Here is a 26,545-nt window from a genome sequence, read left to right as displayed (position 1 = left end):
CTGGAGGTGTGCGGATGATCACGTCCCTGCGCGACGACCTGGCGCAGTGGCGCCGCATCCGCGCCCGCATGCCCTCCCCCGGCGCCGTCGCGGCTGCCGCCCGCGCCCGAGCGGCCGGTGACTGGCGCACCGCCGCGGCCGTGGTGCCCGCCGACCTGGAACTCGACCTGGCCGCCGTACGGGACCGGCACGGCGCCGAGGCGGCCGCGCGGATCGCAGACGACCTGCGCCACCTCGCACTGGACCTGCTGGTCTGGCACCTGCCCCGGCATCCCGGCGGCATGACGACCTACCGGGCCCGCACCAGCGCCGTGCTCGTCCCGGACACCGTCGAGCCGGACGCGCCGCTGCTCCGGGTGCGGCTGCCGCTGTCGCCCACCGGACCGCAGCGCCTGCGGCTGACCGTGGCCACCGTCGCCGAGATGGCCGACCACCGGTGGTACGTCGCACCCCGCCATACCTGGGACGTGCGCGCCACCGCCGGCCTGCGCGCCGCCTGGGGCTGCTCCGCCGAGCGCCCGCCGCTGCTGCGTCCCGACGGCACCCCGCTGCCCTGGTCCGAACTCGGCCGGGGCGCCGACGAGGCCGCCGCCACCGAGCGGATCTACCTGATGCTCGCCGCGGGCGAGTACGCCGCCGCGTGGCGGGCCTGCGGGTTCGACATCCCGTTCACCGAGACGAAGCCGTTGCAGGCCGACACCGCCCCGCCGACCTGCCCCGTCGGCCTGGCCGCGGAGTTGCGCGCGGCCGCCGCCGCGTTCGGCACGACGCAGGCCAGCACCCAGTTCGGCGCGCACGTCGACGTGACCGTGGCCGAGACGCTGACCGCCGCGGCGGGCGACGCCCACGACTTCTACGACCTGTATCCCCGCGTCGCCAGCGGCCCCGTCCCGGCCGACCTCGCGCTGCTGTACACCGGCCGCCTGACTCCCGACGACCTGCACCCCCTGCTGCGCGAGGCGCTGCTGCCCGCCCGGCCCGGTGCCGCGACCCCGGAGTCTCCGGCCGCCGCCACAGCCGCTGACAGCACGACGACCACGAACCCGCCGCACGTCGGCGCGCACGATGCGCGGACACTCCATGAGGAGACGCGGCGGGCGGGGCGACGGCGGGGGCAGCCGGGAGACCCGGCGCGGATCCGCTGCCAGGGGGCGTGGCACGTGCTCGGCGTGCGCGAGGGTGCGCTGCGGCTGGACGACCATACCGACGAGGAACTGCGGCGGGAGCAGACGCTGCGGGCCATGGGCGGGGCGAGCGCGGGCTGTTTCGCGGCGCGGGAGGCGTGGCTGACCGGGGCCGGGCGGCTGCCGAGGGCGCTGGTCGCGCAGCGGGCGCTGATCCGCGAGCGCATGCTCGACGGCGACACCGACTGGCTGCTCGACGGCCTGGCGCGCGGCGTGATCGACCCGCACATGCGCGACGGCAGCGGCTGGTCGCTGCGGCACACCGCGATGTGGGTGGACCACGAGCGGCTGCTGCCGCTGCTGGACGCCGCCGGGGTGCCCGTGGACGCACGCGACCGCGCCGGCCGCACCCCGCTGTACGTGGCCGTCATGAACGGCGGCGACGTGTCGCTGATCCACCGGCTGCTCGCCGCGGGCGCCGACCCCTTCGCCGAGACGGTGCACGGCGCGATGGTCGCCAGCAGCGCGGCCTACCGCGCCCGCCGCGACGACCTCGACTTCCTCACCAAGCTCCTGCACGAACGCTGGGCCGCGCTGCGCGGCTAGGCGAGGCGGCCGGGCGGGCGGCTAGGCGGGGCGGTTGCCGGGCGGCAGGACGCGGAGCTGGAGCATCGCGGCGAAGCGGGCCTCGGGATCGGTGAGGTCGATGCCGCCGACCTCGGCGAGGCGGCGCAGCCGGTAGCGGAACGTGTTCGGGTGCACGTACATCGCCGCCGAGGCCGCGATCACGTCGCCGAACGCGTCCAGCCACGCCCGCAGCGTGTCCACCAGGTTTGCGTTGTGCTGCTCGTCGTACGCGAACAGCCGCGCCACCGGCCCGGTCGGCCGGTCCCCGCGCGCCGCGACCAGGTCACGCAGCTCCAGCAGCAGCGACTCGACGTGCACGTCCGACAGCCGGGCGACCCGGTGCCCGCCGCCCGCCGAGCCGGAACGCAGCACCCGCAGCGCCCGGTCGGCCCCGGCGCGCGCCTCGGCCAGGCCGCCCGCGTCGGCCGCGACCGAACCGATCCCGATCACCGCGCGCACCCGGTCGCCGACCCGGTCCAGGAAGTCGGTGGCGATACGCAGCGCGCGCTGCTCGCCGTCGCCCTCCCGCGCGACCGGGATCAGGCCGTACGCGACATCGCCGACCAGGGCCGCGACGCAGCGGGGATGCACCGCGGTCAGGTGCATGGCCAGGCCGTCGGCCAGGCGCTGGCGCTCGGTGGCCAGGTTGACGTCGGTGCCCAGCGACTCGCCCCGGTCGGCGCGCAGGGTGGCCAGGGCCAGCACCACCACGGGCTGGTCGGCCAGGCCCAGCCGGTGCAGCGCCTCGCGCGCCCCGGCGCCGCCCTCCAGCGCGGTGCTCAGCAGGTCGGCCCGCAGCCGGCGCTCCACGTCGGCACCGGCCCGGATGCGCAGCATGTGCAGCGCCACCAGCCGGGCCGCGTCGCGCAGCGCCTGGCTGCGCTCGGGGCTGAGCGGCTCGCGCACGGCCGCCCAGATCGAGCCGAGCACCTCGTCGCCGGCGCGCACCGCCACCGCGACCCGTGGCACGGTGAACCCGCCCGGCAGGCCCGGCGGCTCGACGAACACCGGCTCGTCGCTGCGGTACAGGTCGCGGAACACACCGCGCTCGGTGAGCAGGCGGGAGTACTGCTCGGGCACCTGGCGGCCGAGGATCGTCTCGACCCGTGACGGGTCGGCCTCGTCCTGGCGGCCGGAGAAGGCCAGCACCCGCGAGCTGCGGTCCTCGATGGTCACCGGCGCATCGAGCAGCGCGCCGACCGCGTTGGCCAGGGCGAACAGGTCGCCGGACGGCATGCCGCCGATGGTCTGCGGCCCCGCGTCGCCGACGTCGCCCTCGGCCAGCAGCGCCCGCAGCAGCGCGGCGAGCTGCGCCCAGGACGCGCCGCGGGTCAGCGCGAGCAGCGCCACGCCCGACTCGGCGGCGGCCCGCGCCAGCTCCGCGTCGCGCGGCACCGGCGCTCGCAGCACCAGCCCGGCCGCACCCTGCCCGGCGAGCGTACGCAGCAGCCGCGCGATGTCGGCCGGTTCGCGCAGCCCTACGCCGAGCACCAGGGCGCGCTGGGGCAGCACCGGCTCCTCCAGCGGATCGTGGATGGCCACGCCGCCGATGTCACCGGCCGCATCCGGCTCGCCGTGCACGAGTTCGAGCAGGGTCGCGCCGAGATCGTCGAGCACGCGGCCGAGGGTCGCCTGGGAGCGCAGATTCGCCTTCACCGTGGTCAGCACCGTCCGAACATAGGAGCAGGACGGCCACCCTAGTTCGTCCCCCGCGACGAGACCACCCCTCCGCTTCGTCGCCCCACACCAACCCCATGATCGTCCGACTTGCCAGGCACCTGGGCGTATCTTGAACGCGCTTTCGCCCGTGTGCCTGGCAAGTCGAACGATCTAGGCGCGCCCAGCGCGAAACCGGACGCGCCTCAGGCCGCCCGGCCGCCGGCGAGGAGGTCGGCGATCAACGCGGTGAGCAGGGCCGTGCGACCGGGCAGGGCGTCGATCAGGACGTGCTCGTCGTCGGCGTGCGCGCCGCCGCCGACCGCACCCAGCCCGTCCAGGGTGGGCGTGCCGACGCCGGCGGTGAAGTTGCCGTCCGACGCCCCGCCGACCGCCGCGCAGGTCAGCGGCGGCAGCCGCAGCTCGGCGGCGAGCTTCTGGGCGCGGGTGTAGAGCCCGGCCGACGACGCCCCGTCCAGCGGCGGCCGGTTCGGCCCCCCGAGCACCTCGACCCCGGCCTGGTTAGGAAGGGCACCTTCTACATCGGAAAACGATAAGAAGGTGCCCTTCCTTTCCAAGGCGGTGTGGATGCGGGTTTGTTCGGCGACGGTGCGTACGCGGACGTCGATGGCGAACTCGCCGAGGGCGGGGACGGTGTTGGTGGTGGTGCCCGAGGACATGAGGGTGGGGGTGACGGTGGTGCCCTGGTCGGGGTCCGCCAGCGCCGCGACGGCGAGGACCTGGCGGGCCAGCTCGATGGTGGCGTTGACGCCGCGTTCGGGTTCGAGGCCCGCGTGGGCGGCGCGGCCGGTTACGCGGACCCGGTAGAGCGAGACGCCCTTGCGCTCGGTCTTCAGGGCGCCGCCGGGGGCGGAGGCCTCCAGGACCAGGGCGGCGGCGCACCCTGCCGCCTCGGTCTCGATGAGGCTGCGGGAGCTGGGCGAGCCGAGTTCCTCGTCGCCGTTGACCAGGATCGTCACGCCGTCCCGCGACGGCAGCGCGGCCACCGCGTGGAAGATCATGGCGAGGCCGGCCTTCATGTCGAAGCAGCCCGGACCGCGCAGCACGCCGCCGTCCACCGAGAAGGGGTGGGTGGCCAGCGAGCCGAGCGGCCACACCGTGTCGTGGTGGCCGAGCAGCAGCACCCGTGTCGGCCCGGCGCCGAAGCGCCAGCGCAGGTGCGTACGCCCGTCGAGCACGATCCGTTCCGGCTCGGCGCCCAGGCGGCGGGCGCCGAGGCGGGCCACGACCTCGGCGCTGCGCGCCACCGCGGCCAGGTCCTGCGACGGGGACTCGCAGGTGACCAGCTCCTCGATGTCGGACAGCAGGACGGGCAGCGCCTCGGTCATCGATGCGATCGTCATCAGCCGACCTTAGGCGTGGCGCGCGCGCCGAAGTGCAGGTACCGCTCGCCGGTGGGCAGGGCGTAGAAGGTCACCGGGATGTACGTCTGCTGGCCGGGCATTCGTACCAGGTAGAGGTCGTCGGCCAGCGCCGTCATCGGGAACTCCTGGGTCGGGTTCGGGCTCAGCTCGGCCAGCGGCCCGGTGACCGTGATGCGCAGCGTGCCGCCGTCGAGCACCTCCATCCGCGATCCGGCGCGCTCGTAGGTGCCCAGGTGCGGGCCGAGGTGGGCGGTGACCGGCGTCGCGGGCGGGGTGAGCGTGCGCGGCATGTCCACCCCCGCCAGCTCCGCGAAGATCTCCCGGTACAGGTCCTCGTACAGGTCGCGCGACTTGCCGCCGTTGGTGAGCAGCGTGACGGCCAGCCCCTGCTCGGGCAGCAGCCGCAGGAACGCGCCCTGCCCGATGGTGTTGCCGTCGTGGCCGATCAGCCGGCGCCCGTCCCAGCCGTAGCGGATCCAGCCCAGCCCCCACGAGTCGCCGAGGGAATGCTTGTCGGGCAGGTCGGCGTGCTTGTCCGCCATCGCGGCCACGCCCTGCTCGCTGAGCAGCCGGGTGCCGTCGGCGGCCAGGCCGCCGGTCAGGTGCAGCCGGGCGAAGGCGAGCACGTCGGCGACGGGCGCGCTGATCAGGCCGGCCGGGCCGACCGCCCGGGGCAGGCCCCAGACCGGCGCCCGCATGCGCTGCCCGTCGGGCCCGTCGACGTGGCCGACGGCGGCCCGGTGCAGCAGCGCGTCCTCCGGCAGGGTACCGGTGCGGGCCAGGCCCAGCGGCGTGAACAGCCGCTGCCGCATCGCCGCGTCCCAGGTGAGGCCGGTCAGTTTCTCGATGACGTACCCGGCCAGCGAGAACCCGGAGTTGCAGTAGGACCAGGTCGCGCCGAGCGGGTGGTTCTGCGCCACCTCGGCCAGCAGCGCGGTGTACTTCTCCAGGCAGTCGTCGCCGCGCCCGGTGTCGGTGAACACGTCGCCGTCGATGCCGCTGGTGTGGGTGAGCAGGTGCCGCATGGTGACCTGCTTGGTCACGTCCGGGTCGGACAGCCGCAGCTCGGGCAGCACCTGGGCGACCGGCGCGTCGAGATCGAGCAGGCCCTCCTCGACGAGCTGCTGCACCACGGTCGCCGTCCATACCTTGGAGATCGACCCGATCTGGAACACGCTGTCGGCCGTCGCCGTCACACCGCTGTCGATGTTGAGCAGGCCGTACGCGGCCTCGGCCAGCTCGTCGGGCCGCCCGTCCGCGCCGACGCGCAGGATGCCCAGCGCCGCGCCGGTGACCCCGTGCTTGGCGGCGAGCACCGCCAGCCGCCGCTGCCAGTGCGCGCCGTCCACGGCCCGGCGGCCGCCCGCGGCGTACGTCTCGACCCAGTCGACCACGCGCCGGTTGAAGTCGACGCGGTGCGACGGCGGCCCGTCCAGGATGAACAGGTGCGAGCCGTCCGGATAGAGCACCAGCTCGGTCGGCACCCCCTGCGCCCGCAGCGCGGCGTGCCACTGCTGCGCCTGCCCGATCGGGCAGCGCACGTCCGCCGCCCCGTGGATGACCAGCGTGGGCGTGGTCACCTGGTCCACCCGCGCGTACGGCGACATCGCCGCGTACCGCTCGGTGTCGCCCCACGGCTGGCCGCCCAGCTCGTGCACGGCCAGGAAGTGCCCCGCGTCGGAGGTGCCCGCCATGCTGTCCAGGTCGGCGACGACGCCCCCGGCGACGGCCGCCGCGAACCGGCCGTCGCGGCTGGTCAGGTAGCAGGTCATGAAGCCGCCGTAGCTGTAGCCGGTGACCGCGAGCCGCTCCGGGTCGGCCACGCCCTCGGCGACGAGCTGGTCCAGCGGCTCCAGGAAGTCCCTGGCGTCGCCGTCGCCCCACGCGCCGATCGCCGCGTCGAAGAACTCGGCGCCGTAGCCGTCGCTGGCACGCGGGTTGAGCAGCAGCACCGCCCAGCCGCGCGCGGCCAGCTCCTGGTGGTAGAGGTGGATCTCGTCGGCGGCACCGTTCCACGCGTTGTGCGGGCCGCCGTGGATGTCCAGCAGCAGCGGCCCCGGACCGGCCACGTTCTCGTCGCGGATCAGCCAGCCGTGCACCACCGTGCCGTCCGAGATCGTGAACTCCCGCTCCCGCCGCGCGAACAGCCCGGACAGGTCCGGCCCGTGCTGGGTGCGCACGCTCTCGGTCCCGGCCGCCAGGTCCACGGACACGATCTCGCCGTACGACTCCGGCGTGGCCAGCGCGATCGCAGCGGTGTCACCGGCGACGGAAAGGCCGGAGACGACCCGGCCCGCACCGCCGACGACCAGGCGCGGCTCGCCGCCGTCCACGCCGACCGCATAGAGGTGGGTGCAGCCCCGGTCGCGGGCGCAGAACAGCACCGTGCGTCCGCCGTCGACTAGGCGCGGCGCCGCCCCCGGGTAGCCGGGACCGCCCGCCATCACGTTGCGGTCCAGGGACGCGGCCAGGTTCACCGGCTCGCCGCCGGACAGCGGCAGCCGCAGCAGCCCGGCGTGCCCCGTCGGGCCTGCCACCGTGCCGACGACCAGCAGCGCCTCGCCGTCCGCGGTCCAGATCGCGGGCCCGGCGACACCCTCGGCCAGCCCGACCTGAGCCGGGCGCGCGGCCGGGTCGGTCAGGTCGAGGACGTGCAGCGGCACCCGGATGTTCAGGTCCGCGTCGGCGGCGGTGCCCGCGCCGAAGGCGAGCCTGGTGCTGTCGGGTGACCACGACGGGTCACCGGCGTGCCAGTCGCCCTCGGTCACCTGGCGCACCTGCCCGGTGGCCAGGTCGAGCACGTGCAGGTGCTTGCGCATGCCGCGCAGCAGCCCCGCGCCGTCGGCCTGGTAGTCGACGCGTTCGGTGACGATCGGCGCCTTACCCCGGCGGGTGCGCGCGGCGTCGTCCTCGCCCGCGTCCGCCGTGATGTCGACGGCCGCCGCGAAGGCGATCTTCGTGCCGTCGGGGCTCCACACCGGCGCGCCCGCGCCGAGCGGCAGCGTGGTCAGCTGCTCGGCCTCCCCGCCGGCGGCGGGCAGCACCCACAGCTGGGCCGGACCGTCCTGGCCGCGCAGGAACGCCACCCGGGCGCCGTCGGGCGACCAGGCCGGGGCGGCGTCGGCCTTACCCCGGGTGAGCTGCACGGCCTCGCCGTCGCGGGCGTCCACCCGCCAGATCGAGCGCAGGTTCCGGTCCCCCGCGGCGTCGGCCGTACGCAGCACGTACAGGATCGAGCCGCCGTCGGGCGACAGCGCGGGCTGCTCGGGCACCGCGAAGCTGGTCAGGTCGTCGATGCACTGCCGTGTGGTCACCGGCTTCTCCCTCGCTCAGGTCTTCTCATCGTCTCGTCTGCACGTCGTGATCTGGTCACATCGCACCGCCCGGCGCGAAGTGGCAGGCAGTCCGGTGCCGGTCGCCGGTCGGCGCGGGTTCGCGCTCGCGGCAGACCGTGCGGTCGGCGTGCACCAGCGGCCCCACCGGGCAGCGCGGGTGGAAGCGGCAGCCGGGCGGCGGGTGGTGCGGGTCGGCCGGTTCCGCGTCGGCGACCGCGGCGGGCAGCCCCGCTCCGGCGGTGCGGCCGGCGGCGGCGAGCAGCTCCCGGGTGTACGGGTGCCGCGGCTCCCCCAGCACCTGCTCCGCCGGTCCGAACTCGACGATCCGGCCCAGGTACATGACGGCGACGTGGTCGGCGACGTAGCGCACCACGGCCAGATCGTGCGAGATGAACAGCATCGACAGCCGCAGCCGCCGCTGCAGGTCGCGGACCAGGTTCAGCACGGTGCCCTGGATGGACACGTCCAGTGCCGAGGTGATCTCGTCGGCGATGACCACCTCGGGCCGCCCGGCCAGGGCGCGGGCCAGCGCGACCCGCTGCCGCTGCCCGCCGGACAGCTGCCCGGGATAGCTCGCCGCCCGCTCCGCGCCCAGGTCCACGAGCGCCAGCAGGCGCGCCACCTCGTCGCGGCGCGCCGCCGAGCCGCGTGCCACCTCGCGTGGCAGCGCCTCGGCGATCGACGCGCCGATGGTCATGCGCGGGTCGAGCGAGGAGTACGGGTCCTGGAACACCATCTGCAGCGGCCGCCGCCCGTCCACCCGGCCGTCGCGGCGCAGCGGCCGCCCGTCCAGCAGGATCCGCCCGGCGCTCACCGGGTGCAGGCCCACGGCGGCACGGGCCAGCGAGGACTTGCCCGACCCGGACTCGCCCACCAGCCCGACCACCGAACCGGCCGGCACGGTCAGGTCGACGCCCTCGACGGCGGTCAGCGCCCGCCGCCCGGTGCCGTACCGCACGGAGACGTTCTCGAAGGTCAGCTCACTCATGCTTCGTGCTCCGGTCCAGCGGTGACCACCGCTTCGCTTTGCTCTGCACACAAATACGCACCGTGCGTATTTGTGTGCAGAGCAAAGGCGCTCGGCGGGGAGTATCGGTCGGCATGCCAGCAGGCCACGCGGCGGCCCGCATCGTCGCTTACCAGCGCCGGGTCTTCGGTCAGGCAGTGGTCGTCGGCCAGCGGGCAGCGCGGCGCGAACGCGCAGCCGGGCGGCGGCGCGGCCGGGTCCGCGGGCCGCCCCGGGATGACCGGCAGCGGCCGGTCGCGGTCGGTGGCCAGGTCCGGAACGGCGGCGAGCAGCGCCCGGGTGTACGGGTGCCGCGCCGCGCTCCGCAGCTCGGCGGCGGGGAGGTCCTCCACGATGCGCCCGGCGTACATGACCAGCACCCGGTCGCACACCTGCTCGATGACGCCGATGTCGTGGCTGATCAGCAGAATCGCCACGCCCTCGGCGGCGCGCAGCTCGGCCAGCAGCCGCAGCACCCGCTGCTGCACGGTCACATCCAGCGCGGTGGTCGGCTCGTCCGCGATGATGAGCTGCGGACTACCCATCAGGCCCATGCCGATCATCGCCCGCTGCCGCATGCCGCCCGAGAACTCGTGCGGGAACTGCCGCGCCCGCCGCCGCGCCGCCGGGATGTGCACCGCCTGGAGCCGGTCCACGGCCCGCTCGTGCGCCGCCCGGCGGCCCGCGCCCAGGTGCTCGCGGGCGACCTCGGCCAGCTGGGTGCCTATGCGCCGGGTCGGGTTGAACGAGGTCGCCGGGTCCTGGAACACCATCGCCAGCGAGGTGCCGAGCAGCCGCCGCAGGGTACGCGGCCCGGCCGTCAGCAGGTCGGCGCCGAGGAAGTCCAGCCGCCGCGCGCCGACCCGGCCCGGCTGCTCGATGAGCTGCGCGATCGCGAGCGCGGTCAGGCTCTTGCCCGAACCGGACTCGCCCACGATCCCGACGGTCTCGCCGCGGCGCACGGTCAGGCTGACCCCGCGCACCGGCGTCACCGGACCGTCCTTGCCGGGGAACGAGACCCGCAGCTCCTCCACGTTCAGCAGCACGTCGGACGGCGCGGGAGCGACCGCGGCGGGCGCGGGCTCGGCGCGGCGGCCGAGACTCCGGAACGTCCCGCCGGTGGGCACGCCGAGGCCCTTGGCCACCGCCTCGCCGAACATGTTGAACGCGAGACCCGCCACGACCACCGCCGCGCCGGGGATCAGCGCCGCGGCCGGGTTCAGGTAGATACCGTTGAGGCCCTCGCCGAGCAGGCGGCCCCAGTCGTAGCCGGGCGGCTGCACGCCCAGGCCGAGGAAGGACAGCCCGGCGAAGGCCAGCAGCGCGCCGCCCGCGCCGATGGTCGCGTTCACCACCAGCGGCTCGCCGACGTTGGGCAGCACGTGGCGCAGCAGCACCCGCACCCGCCCGACCCCGGCGATGCGCGCGGCGGCGACGAAGTCGCGGTTGGCGACCGCGGCGGTCAGCGTCTGGGTGAGCCGCGCGAACGACGGCGCCCCCGCGAAGCCGATGGCCAGCACCGCGCCGCGCGCCCCGGCGCCGAACACCACCGCGAACGACAGCGCGAGCAGGATGCCCGGGAACGCCACCGCGATGTGCACCACGGCGGTGACCAGCCGGCCCAGCCGCACCCCGAGCAGCAGCGGCGCCGTGCCGAGCACCAGCCCGGCCGCGACCGCGAGCGCCGTCGCCGCCAGCGCCAGCCGCACCGAGGTCCCCGTCGCGACCAGCACCCGGGCGAAGATGTCGCGGCCGAGCCCATCGGTGCCCGCCCAGTGCGCGCCTGACGCGGGGCGCAGGATCTGCGCCGTGTCCATCGCCTCGGCGCGCGCGCCCCACAGCACCGGGGCCAGCACCGCCAGCAGCAGCACCGCGCCCAGCAGCGCCGCCGCGCTCGCGCCCACCGGCGTACGCAGCACGCCGAGCCATCTCGCCCGCCAGGTCATCGTTCAGCTCTCCCTGATCGTGGAACGCGGGTCGAGCAGCGCCAGTGCCACGTCGACCAGGAGGTTGACCAGCAGCACGCCCAGCCCGTACACGAGCACCACGCCCTGCACCACGGGGTAGTCCTTGGCCAGGATCGAGCCGACGATGGTGCCGCCCAGGCCCGGCCAGGCGAACACGTTCTCCACCAGCACCGTCCCGGCGACCATGGTGCTGAGCAGCAGGCCGCCCAGGGTGATGGTCGCGGTCAGCGCGTTGGGCAGCACGTGCCGCAGGTACACCTTCGGGTCCGGCAGCCGCTTGGCCCGCGCGGTGCGCACGTACTCGGCCTGCAGGACGCCGAGGGTCTCCACGCGCAGGATCCGGGCCAGGATCGCGGCCGGGCCGACCGCCAGCGCGAGCACCGGCAGCACGTACGAGTCGGCGCCCTGGCGCATCGCCACTGGCGCCCAGCCCAGCTCGACGCTGAACACGTACACCAGGCCGACCGCGAGCAGGAACTCCGGCACCACGGCCAGCACCACGCTGCCCGAGGTGAACGCCAGCTCCACCGGCCGCCGCCGCCCGCCGCGGGTCAGCACCGCCATCAGCAGCCCCAGCGGCACCGACACCAGCGCCGCGCCGGCGAACGCGAGCCCGGCCAGCTCGACCGTGGCGGGCAGCCGCTCGCCGATGGTCTGCGACACCGGCAGTCCGGTCAGCATCGAGGTGCCCAGGTCGCCGTGCAGCAGGCCGCGCAGGTAGTCGGCGTACTGCTGCCACAGCGGGTCGTTCAGGCCCAGCGCCTCCCGCCGGGCCTCGACCAGCTCAGCCGGCGCGGATACACCCAGCGCGGCCCGGACCGGGTCACCCGGGATCAGGTGGATCATCAGGAAGGCGAAGGTGAGCAGCACCCACACCGAGACGAGCAGCCGGCCGAGCCGCCGCGCGGCGAACCGCAGCCACGCGTTGCCGGCCAGGGCCGCGAGCGGGCCGGACGGGGCGGTCGCACTGGTCACCGGCATGGCCTCCGTCACATCCTCGGGTTCGGTGCCCCGATCCTGCCGGGCGGGCGGACCAGCGGTCTTGGTACGCCCGCACAAGCCCCACCCCCTCCCCTCGTCCGGCCGCACCACCACCGCATCCGGGAACGCGCCGAGCGCCGTACGAACCCACCGGTGCGAAGCGGGTCGTACGGCGCTCGGCGCCTTTCTCAGGGACGGCTCAGGCGAGCATCCGGATCGAGCCCGGGATCACCGCGCCCTGGCTCAGCTCGAACGTGGCGCCCTTGCCGAAGGTGGGGATCGACGAGTCGACGAACGGCACGATGTCCACCTTCTTGAACAGCGCGTCCTCGGCGGCGGTCCACTTCGGGCAGCCCTGCGTGCCGGGGACCTCGGCCGCCTCCTTGGCCAGCGCCGCGTACTCGGCGTTGTTCACCGAGGCCAGGTTGACGCCGTTCGGCGGGTTCGGCCCGGACAGGAACGCCACCAGCGCGGTCGGCACCGGCACGCCCAGCGGGATGAACGCCGCCTGCCACGCGCCCTGGCCGCCGACCACGAGCTGCCCGATCTCGGCGTCGGTGACGGCCTTGAGGGTGACCTCGACGCCCAGCGCCGACCACTCCTTCTGCAGCAGCTCGGCACCGGCCTGCATACCGGGGCCGACGCTGGTCGGGAAGTAGAACAGCACGGCCAGCTTCTTGCCGTCCTTGACCCGGACGCCGTCCGCCCCGGCGGTCCAGCCCGCCGCGTCGAGCCCGGCCTTGGCCGCGTTCGCGTCGAACGCGGGCAGCAGGGACAACGCGTTGCCGTCTCCGCACGGCCCGCCCAGCGAGACCAGGCCGGCCGAGCGCTTGCCGCTGCCGCTGGACACGACCTGGCCGAGCTGGTCCAGGTTGAGCGCCTGGGTCAGCGCGCGGCGCACGGCCTCGTCCGCGCCCGGCATGCCGGCCTTCTGGTTGAACCACAGCTCGCCCAGCGGCGCGACGGTCGGCCGCTCGTGCAGCTTGGCGGCCTGCAGCCGCTGCCGGTCCGGCCCCACCACGATCGCCGCGTTGACCTCGCCGGACAGCAGCAGGTTCACCGTGGTGGTCTCGTTGCCGACGACCCGCAGCACCACCTTGTCCGGCAGGCCGCGCTGGTCGGCCTTCCAGTCGCCGGGGCCCCACGCGTACTCCTTGCGCCGGGTCAGCGTGTAGTGGTCGCCGGTGACGGCCTCGGTCATGGTGTACATGCCGGTGCCGTCCGAGCCCTGCTTGAGCGTGTCGCGCGCGGCCATGCCCTTCTTGCAGACGATGTGCAGGCTGCCCACGTTGCGGTCGAGGAACGGGTCCGGCGCGGGCGAGGTGACCGTGACCGTGCCCGCCGCGTCGTCGCCGACCGCGGTCGCGCCCGGCGGCACGAAGACGCCGAGACGGGTGGACGCGTTCTTCGGATCACCCACGAACGTGATGTTCGCGGCCACGTCGGTGGCGGTCAGCGGCGTGCCGTCGGCGCAGGTGACGCCCTTGCGCAGGGTGTACTTGGCGCTGGTGGTGGTCGACTCCCACTTCTCGGCCAGGCCCGCGACCGCGGCGCCCTTCTCGTCGAGGTTGAGCAGCGAGTCGTACAGGAAGCGGTCGACCTGCCCCGCCGCCGAGATGGAGGTGAAGTGCGGGTCGAGGGTGCCCGGGTCGGAGCTGAGCACCAGTGTGAAGGTCTTGCCGTCGGCGAAGGAGTCGCCGCCGGCGGGGGTGTCCGTGCCGCCGCACGCGGCCAAGGTAAGCGCGAGCGCCCCGGCCGCCGTGACTGTGACTATCGATCTCATGGTGGGTGCCTCCGAGGGGGAAGTCTGTGGGGCGCAGCCTGCCCAAGCCGGGCGCTGCCGTGTTGGTGCCGGATGACGAGTTCGGCGCGGCGCTTCCGTACGCCGCACCGAACCCCGGACGCTCAGACCCGGCGGGTCGCCCGCCCGCTGTGCACGTACATGGCGTTGCCGGCGCCGTCGTCGCCGACGAACGCGTGCGGCAGGTGGATGCCCAGCTGCGCCTGCGTGGGCAGGAAGATGTCGCCGTGCAGGTGCACCAGCTCGGTGCGCTCGGGCTGCCCGCCCAGCTCGGCCATCAGGCCCAGCGGGACCAGGTCCATCCAGAGCCGCCCGTCGGCGTCCTGGCTCACGGTCAGCTCGTTCACCTCGGACGCGTACGTGCCGACGTACCGCGCCCCGTCCACCTGCTGCGGCCGCGACGGCAGCACCGGCAGCTCGGGCAGCTCGACTCCGGCCAGCTCCCGCAGCACGTGCCGGAAGATCTCCGCGTACAGCGCGAACGGGTTGCCGCCGTTGGTCAGCAGCGCCACCGCGACGTCCGTGCCCGGCACGACGCGCAGGAACGACGCCTGCCCGATGGTGTTGCCGTCGTGGCCGACGACCGGCCCGCCCGCCCAGTCGAACAGCTCCCAGCCCAGGCCCCAGGCGTCGCCCATCAGCCCCGCGCACGGCACGTCGACCTGCCGCTGCTGCATCGCGGCCACGCTCGCCTCGCTGAGCACGACCGTGCCGTCCGCCGCGCGGCCGCCGTTCAGGTGCATCTGCGCGAACGCGACCAGGCTGCGTGCGCTCATCGTGAGCATCGACCCCGCCGGGGCGTTCGAGCGGGCCAGCGCCCACACCGGCGCGGGCACCGGGTCGGCGTCCGGCCCGGGCTGCACGTGCCCGACCGCGGCCCGGTGCAGGATCGCCTCGTACGGCCCGTTGGCCGCGTGCACCAGCCCCAGCGGCGCGAACAGGTGCTCGCGTACGCAGTCGTCGTACGGCTTGCCGCGCAGCACCTCGGCGATCCGCCCGAGCACGCAGTACCCGGCGTTGTTGTAGGAGAACAGCTCGCCCGGCGGGAACAGCTGCGCGGTGCCGCCGAGCGTGGCGACGTACTTCTCCACGCAGTCGTCGCCGCGGCCGGTGTCGGTGAAGATGTCGCCCTCGAACCCGGCCGTGTGGCTCATCAGCTGCCGCACCGTGATCGCGGCCGCGGCCGCCTCGTCGGCGATGACGAACTCCGGCAGGTAGCGCCGCACCGGCGCGTCCACGTCGAGCAGGCCCTCGTCGGCGAGCTGCATCAGCAGCGTCACCGTCCAGACCTTCGTCACGGACCCGATCTGGAAGACCGAGTCCGTCGTCGCCTCGACGCCGGTCGCCTTGCTCAGCACACCCGCGGCGTGCTCGACGACCTCACCCCCGGCGGACACGGCCACCGCCGCGCCCACCCCATGCTCGGCCACCAGCTCCGGCAGGCGCCGCTGCAGCCACTCATCGATCCCACTCAGCTTCGACATGGGCCACACCCTAGGTTCGGCCCAGCTCACCGCGTTCGTCCCGAACGACGAACCCCCACCCCACCCTCCGTACCCCCCAACAACAAAGGAAGGGCACCTTCTTAACGCTATGCGTAGAAGAAGGTGCCCTTCTTAACTCCTCCAGCGGCGTGGGCTCACGGGCGCGGTGGGCGCGGGGCGCCGTACGGGCTGGAGCTCGGCGACCCGGACGGCTGCGGCGTCCCGCTCGGCGAAGCGCTCGGTCCGGGGGTCCCCGGGCCGCCCGCGCAGCTCAGGTCGGCGGCGAACGGGGCGTGGTGCACCTCGCCGGCGTCCTGGTCGCCCGCCTGGTTCACCCCGTACACCAGCTGGCGGCTGACGATCTGGCCGACGTTGGCGGCCGGGCTGAAGTCGATGAAGTTGGCGCGCGGCCCGAGGAACGTGCCGACCATGGTGTGCGAACCGGGGTCCTGGGCCACCGCCACCGCGTTCGGGAAGTTCCACAGGATGTACGGCGCCTGCGCCGTGCCGACCCCGTCCAGCTGCGGCACGGTCCACGAGTACGCCGTGCCCGCGGCGGGCAGCACCACGTTGATCAGCAGGGGCGCGTCGGCCTGGGGCAGGGTGGGGATCCGCTGGAAGGTCAGCGTCGTGATGTTCGCCAGCCGCCCCGGGTCGAGATTGAGCACGTTGGTGACGCCCGGCGCGAGCGAGAGGTACGCATGCGTGCCCGGCGGCAGGTACAGCGGCAGCGGCAGCCCGGTGGCGTCGGTGAGCACCACGTTGCCGCCGCACCCCGACAGCGCGTCCGAAGTGGCCCGGAACTGCGTGAACGCGGTCGCGAAGTCGATCGGCGCGGCCGGCCCCACCGAGGCCGCCGGCTGCCGCACGGACAGTTCGGCGCGCGGTGCGCTCCCGTAGGCGGCGCCCTGCGCGACGATCCGCGTGTTCGCCGGAGCGCCGGTGCCGTCGGTGTCGTGCACGGTGGCGTCACCGAGGTCGCCGATCTTCGCGTACCCCTCGGTGGGCACGGTCAGCACCCCGCTGCCGGAGCTGTCCGCGAAGTCGATCTCCCCGCCGACGACGAGCGCGCTGGGCAGCGCGTCCGTGCCCACCCGGAAGGTGCCCGCCGTGGTGGCCGCGACCGTGAACACGTCACCGGCCAGGGTCAGGTCTTCGCCGACCGCCAGCGGGCCCTCGAACGAGTTGGCGACGAGGGAGGCGTCCTCGGCCACGAACACGTTGAATCCGAGCGCACCGGCGACCGGGTTCGCGAGGCTCGCGACGCGGCCCGACGCCGGGTCGGTCGGGCCGAGCAGGGCGGCCGCGAGCACGGCCGTGGCGCTGAGGGCGGCTGCTGTGGCGTACCTGCCACGATGCACGTTTTGTCGCATGTCGTGACCCTATAGCGGCAAAACGGGCGATTCAGGCGATTCGCCAACGTTCGGACAGGCGACCGCCAACCGGGCCGCGGGAGCTGATCACAGTGTCGTGGTCCGGACTCGGGCTCGGTCACCCGGCCCCGGCGGCCCTACTGTGCAGTGGCCGCGCACCTCTCACCGAAGGAACCCCATGCCGCACCGCCCCCGCCGCACCGCATTGCTCCTGCTCCCGGCGGCCGTCCTGGCCGGCCTGCTGGCCGCGTGCAAGGACTCCGGCACGCCCTCGGCCGCGCCCAGCGCGGTCACCGTGGTGAGCCCTTCGGCGGCCGGTTCGCCGTCGGCCGCGGCCTCGCCGCCCGCCGCCTCGCCGAGCCCGAAGGCGGCCGTCAACAAGGTGCCGACCTGCGCCCAGGTCAAGGACGCGATGGTACGCGGCAGCATCGACCCCTATGACGCGTTCGGCTCCGCGGGCGCACCGCTGACCGAGGGCATCTTCGGTGGCGAGGACGGGCTGACGCTCGCCGTGCAGCAGGCGTGCACCACCGGCGATCTCGGCGGCAAGCTGGGCAAGGTCACCGTCGGCACCATCATGAGCAGCTACGTGGACACCACCGGACGCTGGTGGGGCGTGATGCTGTGCGTCAAGCCCGGCAGCCGGGCACAGTGCACCGTCCACTTCGTGCTCGACGACCGCGATCCGATCGAGTCGGTGAGCATCGCCGGGCACAAGCTCACCGTGGTCTACCTGACCCGCCCCGACGACGCCGGATCCGCCACCGTCGCCGTGCGCCGCACCGCCGTGTACGGCGTCAGCGGCAGCACCCTGACCGAGCTGTCCCACACCGACGCGCCGTACACCCCTTAGCACGTTCCGCGCAGCGGCCGACCCGAAACCGCAGGGTCGGCCGCTGCCGATTTTGACAAACGGTGCCAAGAAGGTAAATAGGGCAAACGGATATTTCTTCCGGGCAAATGGGGCTATATATGCCTCATGAACCTTTTCCGGACTCGCGGCATCGCCGCGACCGCATCGCTGTGTGTAGCCACCACAGCCATGCTCTCCCTGCTGGGAGTGGAGCCCGCGCACGCGATGAGCCCCACCCAGCCCACCGAGGCGGCGTTGGGCTTCAACGTCTTCGTCCTCGGCAACGCCGCTCTCACCAGCAACGAGACGGAGGGCCCGGTCGCCCTCGGCGGGAACCTCACCATCGGCGGCAACTACCAGGTGGCCGGTAACGACGTCGGCACGTTCACCGTCGGCACCGACGCCCGGCCCAGCGCGCTGGTCGTCGGCGGCCAGGTCAACCTCGCAGGCAGCGACGCGGCCTCCCGGCTGTCCGTGCTGAGCGACGGGTACGTCAAGGTCGGCGACCTGACCGGCGTCGACGTACGCGACACCGACGACAACAACACGCCGAACGTGGACACCCGCATCGTGCGCGACGGAGCTCTGTACAACTCGACGCCGCGGGTGGACCTCACCATCGCGCAGCCCGTCGGCTCGGTCGGCCCGGCCTCGCCGATCAACTTCGCCACCGCGTTCACCGAGTTCCGCAGCGACTCCAGCACGCTGTCCCGCTGCATCGAGAACGTCACCCTCACCGACGCCGGGAACACCCCGCTGCCGGAGGACTTCCCGGCGGGCACGCAGGCATACCTCACGCTCGACGACGACGTCACCAACGTCCTGAACCTCACCGCCGGGCAGTTGAACAACCTCGCCAGCCTGACGTTCCGCAACCAGCCGACCGAGGACCGGCCGCTGCTGGTCAACGTCGACACCACCGCCGTCATGAACAACTTCGCCTGGACGGTGGCGAACCAGGCGGGCCTCAGCGACGACGCGAATCCGTACATCCTCTGGAACTTCCCGACCGCGCTCAACATCCTCATGCAGCCGAACTCGGCCACGCTGGAGGGCACGCTGTACGCCCCCAACGCCACGCTGACCGACCGCAGCTCGAACAACATCGAGGGCCAGGTCATCGTCAGCGGACTGGTGCACGGCGACGCCCGCAACAACGGCGGCGAGATGCACCCCTTCCCGTTCGAGGGCATCCTGAGCTGCTCCGGGCCGGTGACCCCGACCTTCTTCACCCGGGCGTCGCCCGCCGTGACGCTGGGCGGCACGGTGTTCGACACCGCCACCCTGGACGAGGCCGCCAGCCCGACCGGCACCATCACCTTCCGGCTGTACGGGCCCGACAACCCGACCTGCGTCGGCGATCCGGTGTTCAACTACACGGTGGAGGTCGACCACGGCAACGGCGAGTACCCGTCCCCGACCTTCACGCCGACCGCGGCCGGCACCTACCGGTGGACCGCCGAGTACAGCGGTGACGACCACAACAACGAGCTGATCAGCCCCTGCAACGCCGAGAACGAGTCCGTGGTGGTGAACCCGCGGGCCACGACGACCCTCGCCACCCAGGCCTCGCCGACCGTGCCGGTGGGCGGCACGGTCACCGACACGGCGACCCTGTCCGGCGGCCAGAACCCGACCGGCACCATCACGTTCCGCCTGTACGGCCCGAACGACGCCAACTGCACCGGCACCCCCGTCTTCAGTGACGACGTGGCCGTGGACAACGGCAACGCCGCCTACACGTCGGAGGCCACCACCCCGGTCCAGAGCGGCCTCTACCGGTGGACCGCCGTCTACAGCGGAGACGCGAACAACCTCGGCGCCACCAGCTCCTGCAACGCGGCGAACGAGACCGTCCTGATCACCCCGCAGGGCAGCCTGAGCCTGGTCACCGACGCGTCGGACGACATCACGATCGGCGGCACCGTCACCGACACGGCCACCCTCAACGGCGGCCAGAACCCGACGGGCATCATCACCTTCCGCCTCTACGGGCCGGGCGACGCGACCTGCACCGGCATGCCGGTGTTCACCGACGAGGTGGTCGTGGTCAGCGGCACCCGCACCTACACCACCGACCCGTACGAGCCGCTCGCGCCCGGCACCTACCGCTGGACCGCCGGCTACGGCGGCGACACCAACAACGACCCGGCGGCCAGCCCGTGCAACGCGGCGAACGAGTCGGTCGTGGTGAATCCGCGCGGCGGGCCGTCCATCGTCACGAACGCCTCCGACGACATCACGCTGGGCGGCACCGTGACCGACACCGCCGGCCTGACCGGCGGCCAGAACCCGACCGGCACCATCACCTTCGAGCTGTTCGGGCCGGACAACGAGACCTGCACCGGCCGGCCCGTGTTCACCGACGAGGTGGACCTGGTCCCGGGCACCACCCGGTACACGTCGGCGGCCTTCGAGCCGACCGCGCCCGGCACCTACCGCTGGGTCGCCACCTACAGCGGGGACGCGAACAACGACGAGGCCGTCAGCCCGTGCAACGCCGAGAACGAGAGCGTCGTCGTCCGCCCCGTCGCCGGGCCGAGCCTGGTCACCCGGGCCTCCGACGATGTGAAGCTGGGCGGCGAGGTCTTCGACCGGGCGAGCCTGACCGGCGCGCAGAGCGAGACCGGCACCATCACGTTCCAGCTGTACGGCCCCGGCGACCGGCGCTGCGAACGCCGCCCGGTGTTCACCTCCACGGTGGACGTGTCCGGCGACGGCCGCTACCGGTCGGAGTCGTTCCGCCCGGAGCGGCCCGGCACCTACCAGTGGGTCGCGACCTACACCGGAGAGAACGGTGAGACCGCGAGCACCGAGTGCGGCGACCGCGACGAGCAGGTCGAGGTCAAGAAGAAGTACTACGGCGGCCACCCGCGGCCCTGAGGCCCGGCGCTGACGCAGCGGAGCCCCACCCCCGGCGGGTGGGGCTCCGCCATGTCGTCAGCGGCCAGCGGCGGCGACCACGCCGTTGATGGTCGGGGTGTCGAAGAAGACGTGCAGCGGCAGGTCGACGCCCAGGCGGCGGCGCATCCGCGCGGCGATCTTCGTGACGGTCAGCGAGTGCCCGCCGAGGTCGAACAGATCGTCGTCCGGCCCGATCTCACCGTGCCCGAGCACCTCCCGCCAGATCTCGTACACCTGCAGTGCCAGGCCCGTGTACGCGCGCGGCTGCTCCGGCGGGGTGAGCGGCGTGCCGGTGAGGTCCGCGAGCGCGGCCCGGTCCAGCTTGCCGTTGGCGTTGCGCGGCAGCTGCGCCACCAGCGTGAACGACGACGGCACCAGGTGCGCGGGCAGCGCGGCGGTCAGCCGCTCCCGCAGCTCGGCCGCGTCGGGCGCGCCGACGACGTACGCGACCAGCTCCTCTCCCGACGGTGACAGCGCCACCGCCGCGTCGGCCACGGCCCCGGCAGCCCGCAGGTGCGCCTCCACCTCGCCCGGCTCGACCCGGTAGCCGCGCAGTTTCACCTGGTCGTCGACCCGGCCGTGGAACTCCAGGACGCCCTGTGCGGTCTGGCGCACCCGGTCTCCCGTCCGGTAGAGCCGCCCCCAGGCCGTGTCCACGAAGCGCTCGGCGGTCAGCTCGGGCCGGTTCAGGTAACCCCGGGCGACCCCGGACCCGCCCAGGCACAGCTCCCCGAGCACCCCCGGCGGCACCGGCCGCAGCGCCGCGTCCAGCACGTGCACGGTGGTGTTGGCCAGCGGCCGGCCGATGGTCACCGGGCCGCCCGAGGTGAGGTCGGCCCACGTCGACCAGACCGTGGTCTCGGTCGGGCCGTACAGGTTGACCAGCCGCCCCGCCCGCTCCCGCAGCGCCGCCGCGACCGGCTCGGGCAGCGCCTCGGCGCCGGACACCGCCACCACGCCCGGCTCGGCGAAGCCCGCGTCGAGCAGCCGCCGCCAGGTGGACGGGGTGAGGTGGGCGTGGGTGACCCCGCCGGCGCGCAGCAGCTTGAGCAGCAGCTCGCCGTCGCGGGCCTGGTCCTGGGTGGCCAGCACGACCGTGCCGCCGGTGACCAGCGGCAGCCACAGCTCGGGCACCGACATGTCGAACGCGGCCGAGGCCACCGCGAGCCACGCGTCGCCCGGCCCGGTCGGCAGCACCTCCCGCAGCGCGTGCAGCAGGTTCACCACCGCGTGGTGCTCGATCAGCACCCCCTTCGGCCGCCCGGTGGAGCCCGAGGTGTAGATCGTGTAGGCAAGCCCGGCGTCATGCCGTGCCGCCGGTGCGGGCGCACCTTCCGGTGCCGGCCCGAGCGCGGGTGCGGCCGGTTCGGCGGGCACCGTCGCGCCGTCGGCGTCGGGCACGAGCAGGGCCGCGGGGCGGGCGTCGGCGAGCAGGTCCGCGCGGCGGGCGGACGGATGCTCCGGGTCCAGCGGCAGGTATGCCGCACCCGTGCGCAGGACCCCGAGCAGCGCCGGGAGCAGGCGCGAGGTACGCGGCAGGCACACCGCGACGAGGTCGCCCGCCCCGATACCGCGCCCGGCGAGCGCCCGCGCGACGGCACCGGCCTCCGCGTCGAGCTGCGCGTACGTCATCGCGCTGTCCGCGGCGACCACCGCCACCGCGTCCGGGTGCGCCGCGATCGCCGCGTCCACCAGCCCGTGCAGCGTGCCCGGCCCGGCGAACACCCGGGCGGTGTCGTTCCAGGCCGCGGTGAGCCCCTGCTCGTCGGCGCCGAGCAGCTCGTGCCCGGACACCGGCCCGTCCGGGTCGGACGCGAACCCGTCCAGCAGCGCGCGCAGGTGCCCGCCGAGCCGGGACGCGTCGGCGGGACTCAGCCGCGCCGGGTCGACGTGCAGCAGCACGGGCAGCGTCGCGTCCGCCGGGTCGTCGAGCACCTGCACGTGCAGCGCGTTGCGGGCGGCGTGGTGGTACGCGGTCCACTCGACCCGCGCGGCCAGCCCGGCGAACACCGGCTCGGGCCGGGCCCGGCGGCGGTAGCTGACCGACACCGGGGTGAGCGCGGCGCGCGGGGACAGCCCGGACACCGCCCAGGACAGCGGCACCGTCCGCACCGCGTAGGTCTCACGCAGGCGCTGCCGCACCGCGGCGGCCCGTGCCCGCGCCGTCACCTCGTCGCCGGAGGCAGTCGCAGCGTCGGCGGGCACAGCCACGGGCAGCTCGTTGACGTACAGGCCGATCCGGTCGTGCTCGGACGCGGTGCGGGTGCCTAGGTCCACGCCGATCACCGGCGCGGCGTCGCCGTAGCGCTCCAGCAGGGTCAGCAGCCCGGCCAGCACCACCTCGAACGCGGTCGCGCCGAGTTCCCGCGCGGCGGCCCGCACCCGGTCCGCGTCCAGCTCGACCGGCACCGCCACGCCCGTGGTCGCGGCGGGCCCGGTGCGGCCGAGCAGGCCGGGCAGGTTCGGCTCGGCCGCGGGGGCGTACGCCGCCGACCAGTGCGCGGCCGCCGCCTCCACCGGCAGCACCGGCGGCTCGGACGGGCCGAGCGGCGGCAGCTCCCGGCCCGAGTAGGCAGCGGCCAGGTCGGCCAGCAGGATCTCCTTGGACTCCCCGTCGAACACCAGGTGGTGCGCGACGATCAGCAGCAGGTGCCGCCCCGGCCCGGCGGGCACCAGCTCGAACCGGATCAGCGGCCCGCCGTCCAGCCCGAACGGCGCCGACGTCCGCTCCCGCATGTACTCGGCCAGATCAGCGGGCGCCTCGCCGAGCACCAGCGCGGGCACCGGGTCGGCGGGCACGGTCCGCAGCTCGCCGTCGGCCTCGGCGAACGCCGTACGCAGCACCTCGTGCCGGGCCACCACCGCCGCGCACGCCGCGGCGAGCCGCGCGGAGTCCAGCGGGCCGTCCAGCCACACGGGCAGCGGCATGTGGTACGCCGTACCGGCCAGGCCCAGGTGCTCGGTCAGCCACATGCCGTGCTGGGCTGGGGTGGCGGTGCTCATCGGTGCTCCTCCTGCGGTGCGGCGGGGGCGAGTTCGCGTACCGCGTCGCGCAGCAGCGCGGCGACCCGGGCGGCGAGCTCGTCCATGGTGGACGGCGAGAACGCGTGGTGGTTGTAGAGCAGGTGGCCGACCAGGCTCCCGTCCGGGTGCTCGACCACGGCGAGTTCGGGCGACTGGAGATCGGGCTCGCCGCCCGGGGTGGGCCAGTCCGCGTCCAGCGCCCGGGGCAGGTCGAACGCCTCCGACTCCAGGCCGGGCAGGTGCGCCTGGCCGCCCCAGGTCTCCACCCGCAGCCAGGCCGCGCCGGGATGCCGCAGGTAGAACTCGACGAACGGGAAGTGCTGGTGGTCCAGCGCGTCCAGCACGACCCGGCGTGTCCGGGCGAGCAGCCCGTCGTGGCCGGGCGCACCGGAGGTGTCCACCCGTAGCAGCAGCGACTGGCTCAGGCAGCCGATCAGCGCCTCGCTGCCGGGCCGGGTCCGGCCGGGCACCGGGGACATCAGCACGATGTCGTCCGTGCCGGTGCGCTCCGCCAGCGCCGCCGCCCAGCACGCCGCGATCAGCATGAACGGGGTCGCGCCGTGCGCGGCGGCGGCACGGCGCAGCCCGGGGCCCAGCCCGGCGGGCAGCGGCACCTCGCGCTGCCCGCTGCGCAGCCGGGTCGCGACCTCCCGGCCCCGGAACGGCACCAGGTTCGCCGGTGCGCCGTCCAGCACCCGGTGCCAGTGCGGCAGGGTGACGCACCACTGCCGCCGGGTGTACGCGACGAAGTCCCGCAGCGCCGTGTCCGGCACGGACGGTGGCAGCGGGTGCCCGCCGCGCAGCGCCGCGTACGCCAGCCCCAGCTCGCGCAGCAGCACGCCCATCGACACGCCGTCGCAGACCAGGTGGTGCACGGCCAGCCCGAGCACGTGGTCGTCCGGCGCGAGGCTCGCCACCAGCGCGCGCACCAGCGGCCCCCGCCCGGTGTCGAAGCGCAGCTCCCGGTCCGCCCGGCACAGCTCGCCCGCGTGCGCGAGATCCCGGGCCGCCGCCACGGTCACCACCGGCGGGCACTCGGCCAGCACCCGCGCCCGGTCGATCCCGGCCGCGTCGCGGTCGAACACGGTCCGCAGCGCCTCGTGCCGCCGCACCACCTCGGCCAGGGCACGTTCCAGCAGGTCGGGGTCCAGCTCGTCGCGCACCCGCATGCCGACGCTGATCGGCCCCACGTCGCGCGGCTCCCCCGTGGCCCACGTCCAGGCCAGCATGCTCTCCTGCGTCGAACTCAGCGGCACCCCGCCCTCGCGGTCGAGACTCTCGCCCGTCGCCGACCGCGTGGCGGGAGCTTCGCTCGCCGGACGGACGCCGCCGGCCGGCCCGGTCACCGGGGGCTGCGCGAGGCGGAGTGCCTGGGGAGCGAGGACCGGGGTCTCGAAGATGAGGGAGACCGGGACCGGAGCGCCGAAGTGCTCGGACGCGGCGGCGGCCAGGCGGGTGGCGCGCATCGAGTCACCGCCGAGGGCGAAGAAGTCGTCGCCCGCGCCGACCTCGGGCACCCGCAGCACCTCGCGCCACAGCCCGGCCAGCGCGAGTTCCGCCTCGGTGCGCGGCGCCACCCGGGCCGGGGCCGACGCGAACAGCTCCCGCAGCGCGCCCTTGACCACCTTGCCGCCGTCGTTGCGCGGCAGCTCGGGCACCGCGATCAGGCGGGTGGGCAGCTCGTACCCGGCGAGCCGGGTGGCGAGGAACGGGCGCAGCCCGTCCAGGGCCGCCGGGTCGCGCAGCACCACCGCGGCGGCCACGGTCGCGCCCATCACCGGGTGCGGCAGGCCGAGCACGGCGGCGGCCGTGACCTGCGGGTGCTCGTACAGGGCGGCCTCGACGCGCAGCGTGGACACCCGGTGCGCCCCGGCGTTGACCAGGTCGGACTCCCGGTCCACGAGATACAGGTAACCGGCGGCGTCACGGTAGCCGAGGTCGCCCATGCGCACCCAGCCGTCCCGGAACACGGCCGCACTCCCGTGCGGGTCGGCGTGGTAGGCGCGGGCCGCGTCACCGGCGTGCAGCCACACCTCGCCCACCTCGCCCGGCCCGGCCGGCTCCCCGTCGGTGGTGAGGATGCGCAGCTCCGCGCCGCCCTCGGCCCGGCCGACCGAGTCCGGCCGGTCCGGGTCGAAGACCATGCTGGTGTACGCGGGCGCGGCCTCGGTGGACGTGTAGTTGTTGACGATGACGGCCTCGGGCAGCGTCTCCGACAGGGCACGGCCCAGCGCGGGCGGCAGCGCGGCGGCGGTGCACGAGACGAGCTGCACGTCGTCCAGCCCGTCCAGCACGCCCGCCTCCAGCAGCGCGCTCGCCATGGCGGGCACCAGGAACAGGGTGCCCGCGGCCAGGGTCCGTGCCGTTTCGGCGTACGCGGCCGGATCGAACTCGGGCAGCACCACCACGGTGGGCCGCGCGACCAGTGCGGTGACCAGCATGGTCTGCGCGGCGTTGGTGCCCAGCGGGAAGGCGTGCAGCGCGTGGCGCGAATGGGCCAGCGGCGGCCGGGCCGGGTCGAGCCCGTGGGTCAGGTTGGCGTGGCTCGCGGTGACGCCCTTGGGCGTGCCGGTGGTGCCGGAGGTGTAGACGATCTGCGCGCACTGTCCGGGCTCGACGGCAGGCAGCGGCTTTTCGCCGAGGCCGTCCAGGTCGGACAGCGCCCAGCCGTCCGCGCCGACCACGGCCGCCGCGCCGCTGTGGGACAGCAGCTCGGCGATGCGGGCGGGGGGCAGCTTGGCGCTGATCGGCACGGCGACCGCGCCGACGCCGGTGACGGCCGCGTACGCGACCGCGTAGTCCAGCCAGCCGTGCCCGCCGAACACGAGCCCGACCCGGTCACCGGGCGCGACGCCCTTGCCGAGCAGGCCGTGCCCGGCGGACACGGACCGGGTGTGCCAGTCACGCGCGGTGAGCCCCGCACCCTGCCCGGGGCCGGTCACCAGCCGCAGCGCCACATGTTCGGGTCGCGCCGCGGCGAGGGCGGCCAGCAGTTCCGGGAGGGTGCGGGGCGTCATCGGATCAC

14 protein-coding genes are annotated in these 26,545 nt (G+C 74.6%); 3 read left to right on the top strand and 11 right to left on the bottom strand.

The features are described 5' to 3' along the window. Positions 1-14: 14 nt before the first annotated feature. The gene (locus tag Cba03nite_RS33685; RefSeq protein WP_203755291.1) at positions 15-1,730 is read left to right on the top strand and encodes an ankyrin repeat domain-containing protein; all 1,716 of its coding nucleotides are present in this window, start codon (positions 15-17) and stop codon (positions 1,728-1,730) included. A gap of 21 nt (positions 1,731-1,751) precedes the next feature. Here the strand turns inward: Cba03nite_RS33685 and Cba03nite_RS33680 are convergent, their stop codons facing one another. From Cba03nite_RS33680 to Cba03nite_RS33640, 9 genes are all read right to left on the bottom strand, one after another. Continuing rightward, positions 1,752-3,419: a PucR family transcriptional regulator gene (locus Cba03nite_RS33680; protein WP_239126217.1), complete on the bottom strand. Its 1,668-nt coding sequence runs from the start codon at positions 3,417-3,419 to the stop codon at positions 1,752-1,754. A gap of 194 nt (positions 3,420-3,613) precedes the next feature. Continuing rightward, positions 3,614-4,771, bottom strand: a complete 1,158-nt coding sequence (locus Cba03nite_RS33675; RefSeq protein WP_239126216.1) for a M20 family metallopeptidase — start codon at positions 4,769-4,771, stop codon at positions 3,614-3,616. Continuing rightward, positions 4,771-8,106, bottom strand: a complete 3,336-nt coding sequence (locus tag Cba03nite_RS33670) for a serine hydrolase (protein ID WP_203755287.1) — start codon at positions 8,104-8,106, stop codon at positions 4,771-4,773. The genes Cba03nite_RS33675 and Cba03nite_RS33670 overlap by 1 nt, the downstream gene beginning before the upstream one ends. 55 nt (positions 8,107-8,161) lie before the next feature. Beyond that, the gene (locus Cba03nite_RS33665; protein ID WP_203755284.1) at positions 8,162-9,115 is read right to left on the bottom strand and encodes an ABC transporter ATP-binding protein; all 954 of its coding nucleotides are present in this window, start codon (positions 9,113-9,115) and stop codon (positions 8,162-8,164) included. Further along, positions 9,112-11,079, bottom strand: a complete 1,968-nt coding sequence (locus Cba03nite_RS33660) for a dipeptide/oligopeptide/nickel ABC transporter permease/ATP-binding protein (RefSeq protein ID WP_203755281.1) — start codon at positions 11,077-11,079, stop codon at positions 9,112-9,114. The genes Cba03nite_RS33665 and Cba03nite_RS33660 overlap by 4 nt, the downstream gene beginning before the upstream one ends. Positions 11,080-11,082: 3 nt before the next feature. Further along, positions 11,083-12,075, bottom strand: a complete 993-nt coding sequence (locus Cba03nite_RS33655; protein ID WP_239126215.1) for an ABC transporter permease — start codon at positions 12,073-12,075, stop codon at positions 11,083-11,085. A gap of 205 nt (positions 12,076-12,280) precedes the next feature. Then, a complete protein-coding gene (locus Cba03nite_RS33650; protein ID WP_203755275.1) occupies positions 12,281-13,864 on the bottom strand; it encodes an ABC transporter substrate-binding protein in 1,584 nt (527 codons plus the stop codon). Between the two features lie 122 nt (positions 13,865-13,986). After that, complete coding sequence (locus Cba03nite_RS33645; RefSeq protein ID WP_203755273.1) at positions 13,987-15,366, bottom strand: serine hydrolase; 1,380 nt, start codon at positions 15,364-15,366, stop codon at positions 13,987-13,989. 155 nt (positions 15,367-15,521) lie between these two features. Then, positions 15,522-16,739, bottom strand: a complete 1,218-nt coding sequence (locus tag Cba03nite_RS33640; protein WP_203755271.1) for a collagen-binding domain-containing protein — start codon at positions 16,737-16,739, stop codon at positions 15,522-15,524. Between the two features lie 178 nt (positions 16,740-16,917). Here Cba03nite_RS33640 and Cba03nite_RS33635 point away from each other — a divergent pair, with 178 nt between their 5' ends. Then, entirely contained in the window at positions 16,918-17,592 is a 675-nt protein-coding gene (locus Cba03nite_RS33635; RefSeq protein WP_203755269.1) for a hypothetical protein, read from the top strand. Between the two features lie 189 nt (positions 17,593-17,781). After that, positions 17,782-20,475 carry a collagen-binding domain-containing protein gene (locus tag Cba03nite_RS33630; protein WP_203755267.1) on the top strand — a complete coding sequence of 898 codons (2,694 nt, stop codon included), beginning with the start codon at positions 17,782-17,784 and terminating at the stop codon, positions 20,473-20,475. Between the two features lie 57 nt (positions 20,476-20,532). Here the strand turns inward: Cba03nite_RS33630 and Cba03nite_RS33625 are convergent, their stop codons facing one another. Both Cba03nite_RS33625 and Cba03nite_RS33620 read right to left on the bottom strand, forming a co-directional pair. Next, positions 20,533-23,499, bottom strand: coding sequence for a non-ribosomal peptide synthetase (locus Cba03nite_RS33625; RefSeq protein WP_203755266.1), 2,967 nt, complete (start codon positions 23,497-23,499; stop codon positions 20,533-20,535). Beyond that, positions 23,496-26,545: AMP-binding protein (locus Cba03nite_RS33620; protein ID WP_203755265.1), on the bottom strand; the 3,050-nt coding region annotated here is incomplete at its 5' end. The genes Cba03nite_RS33625 and Cba03nite_RS33620, both read right to left, overlap by 4 nt.

Source organism: Catellatospora bangladeshensis, assembly GCF_016862575.1.
GTDB classification, from domain to species: domain Bacteria; phylum Actinomycetota; class Actinomycetes; order Mycobacteriales; family Micromonosporaceae; genus Catellatospora; species Catellatospora bangladeshensis.
Note: the sequence above shows the minus strand (reverse complement) of the source record. Positions and strands in the feature narration are given on the sequence as shown.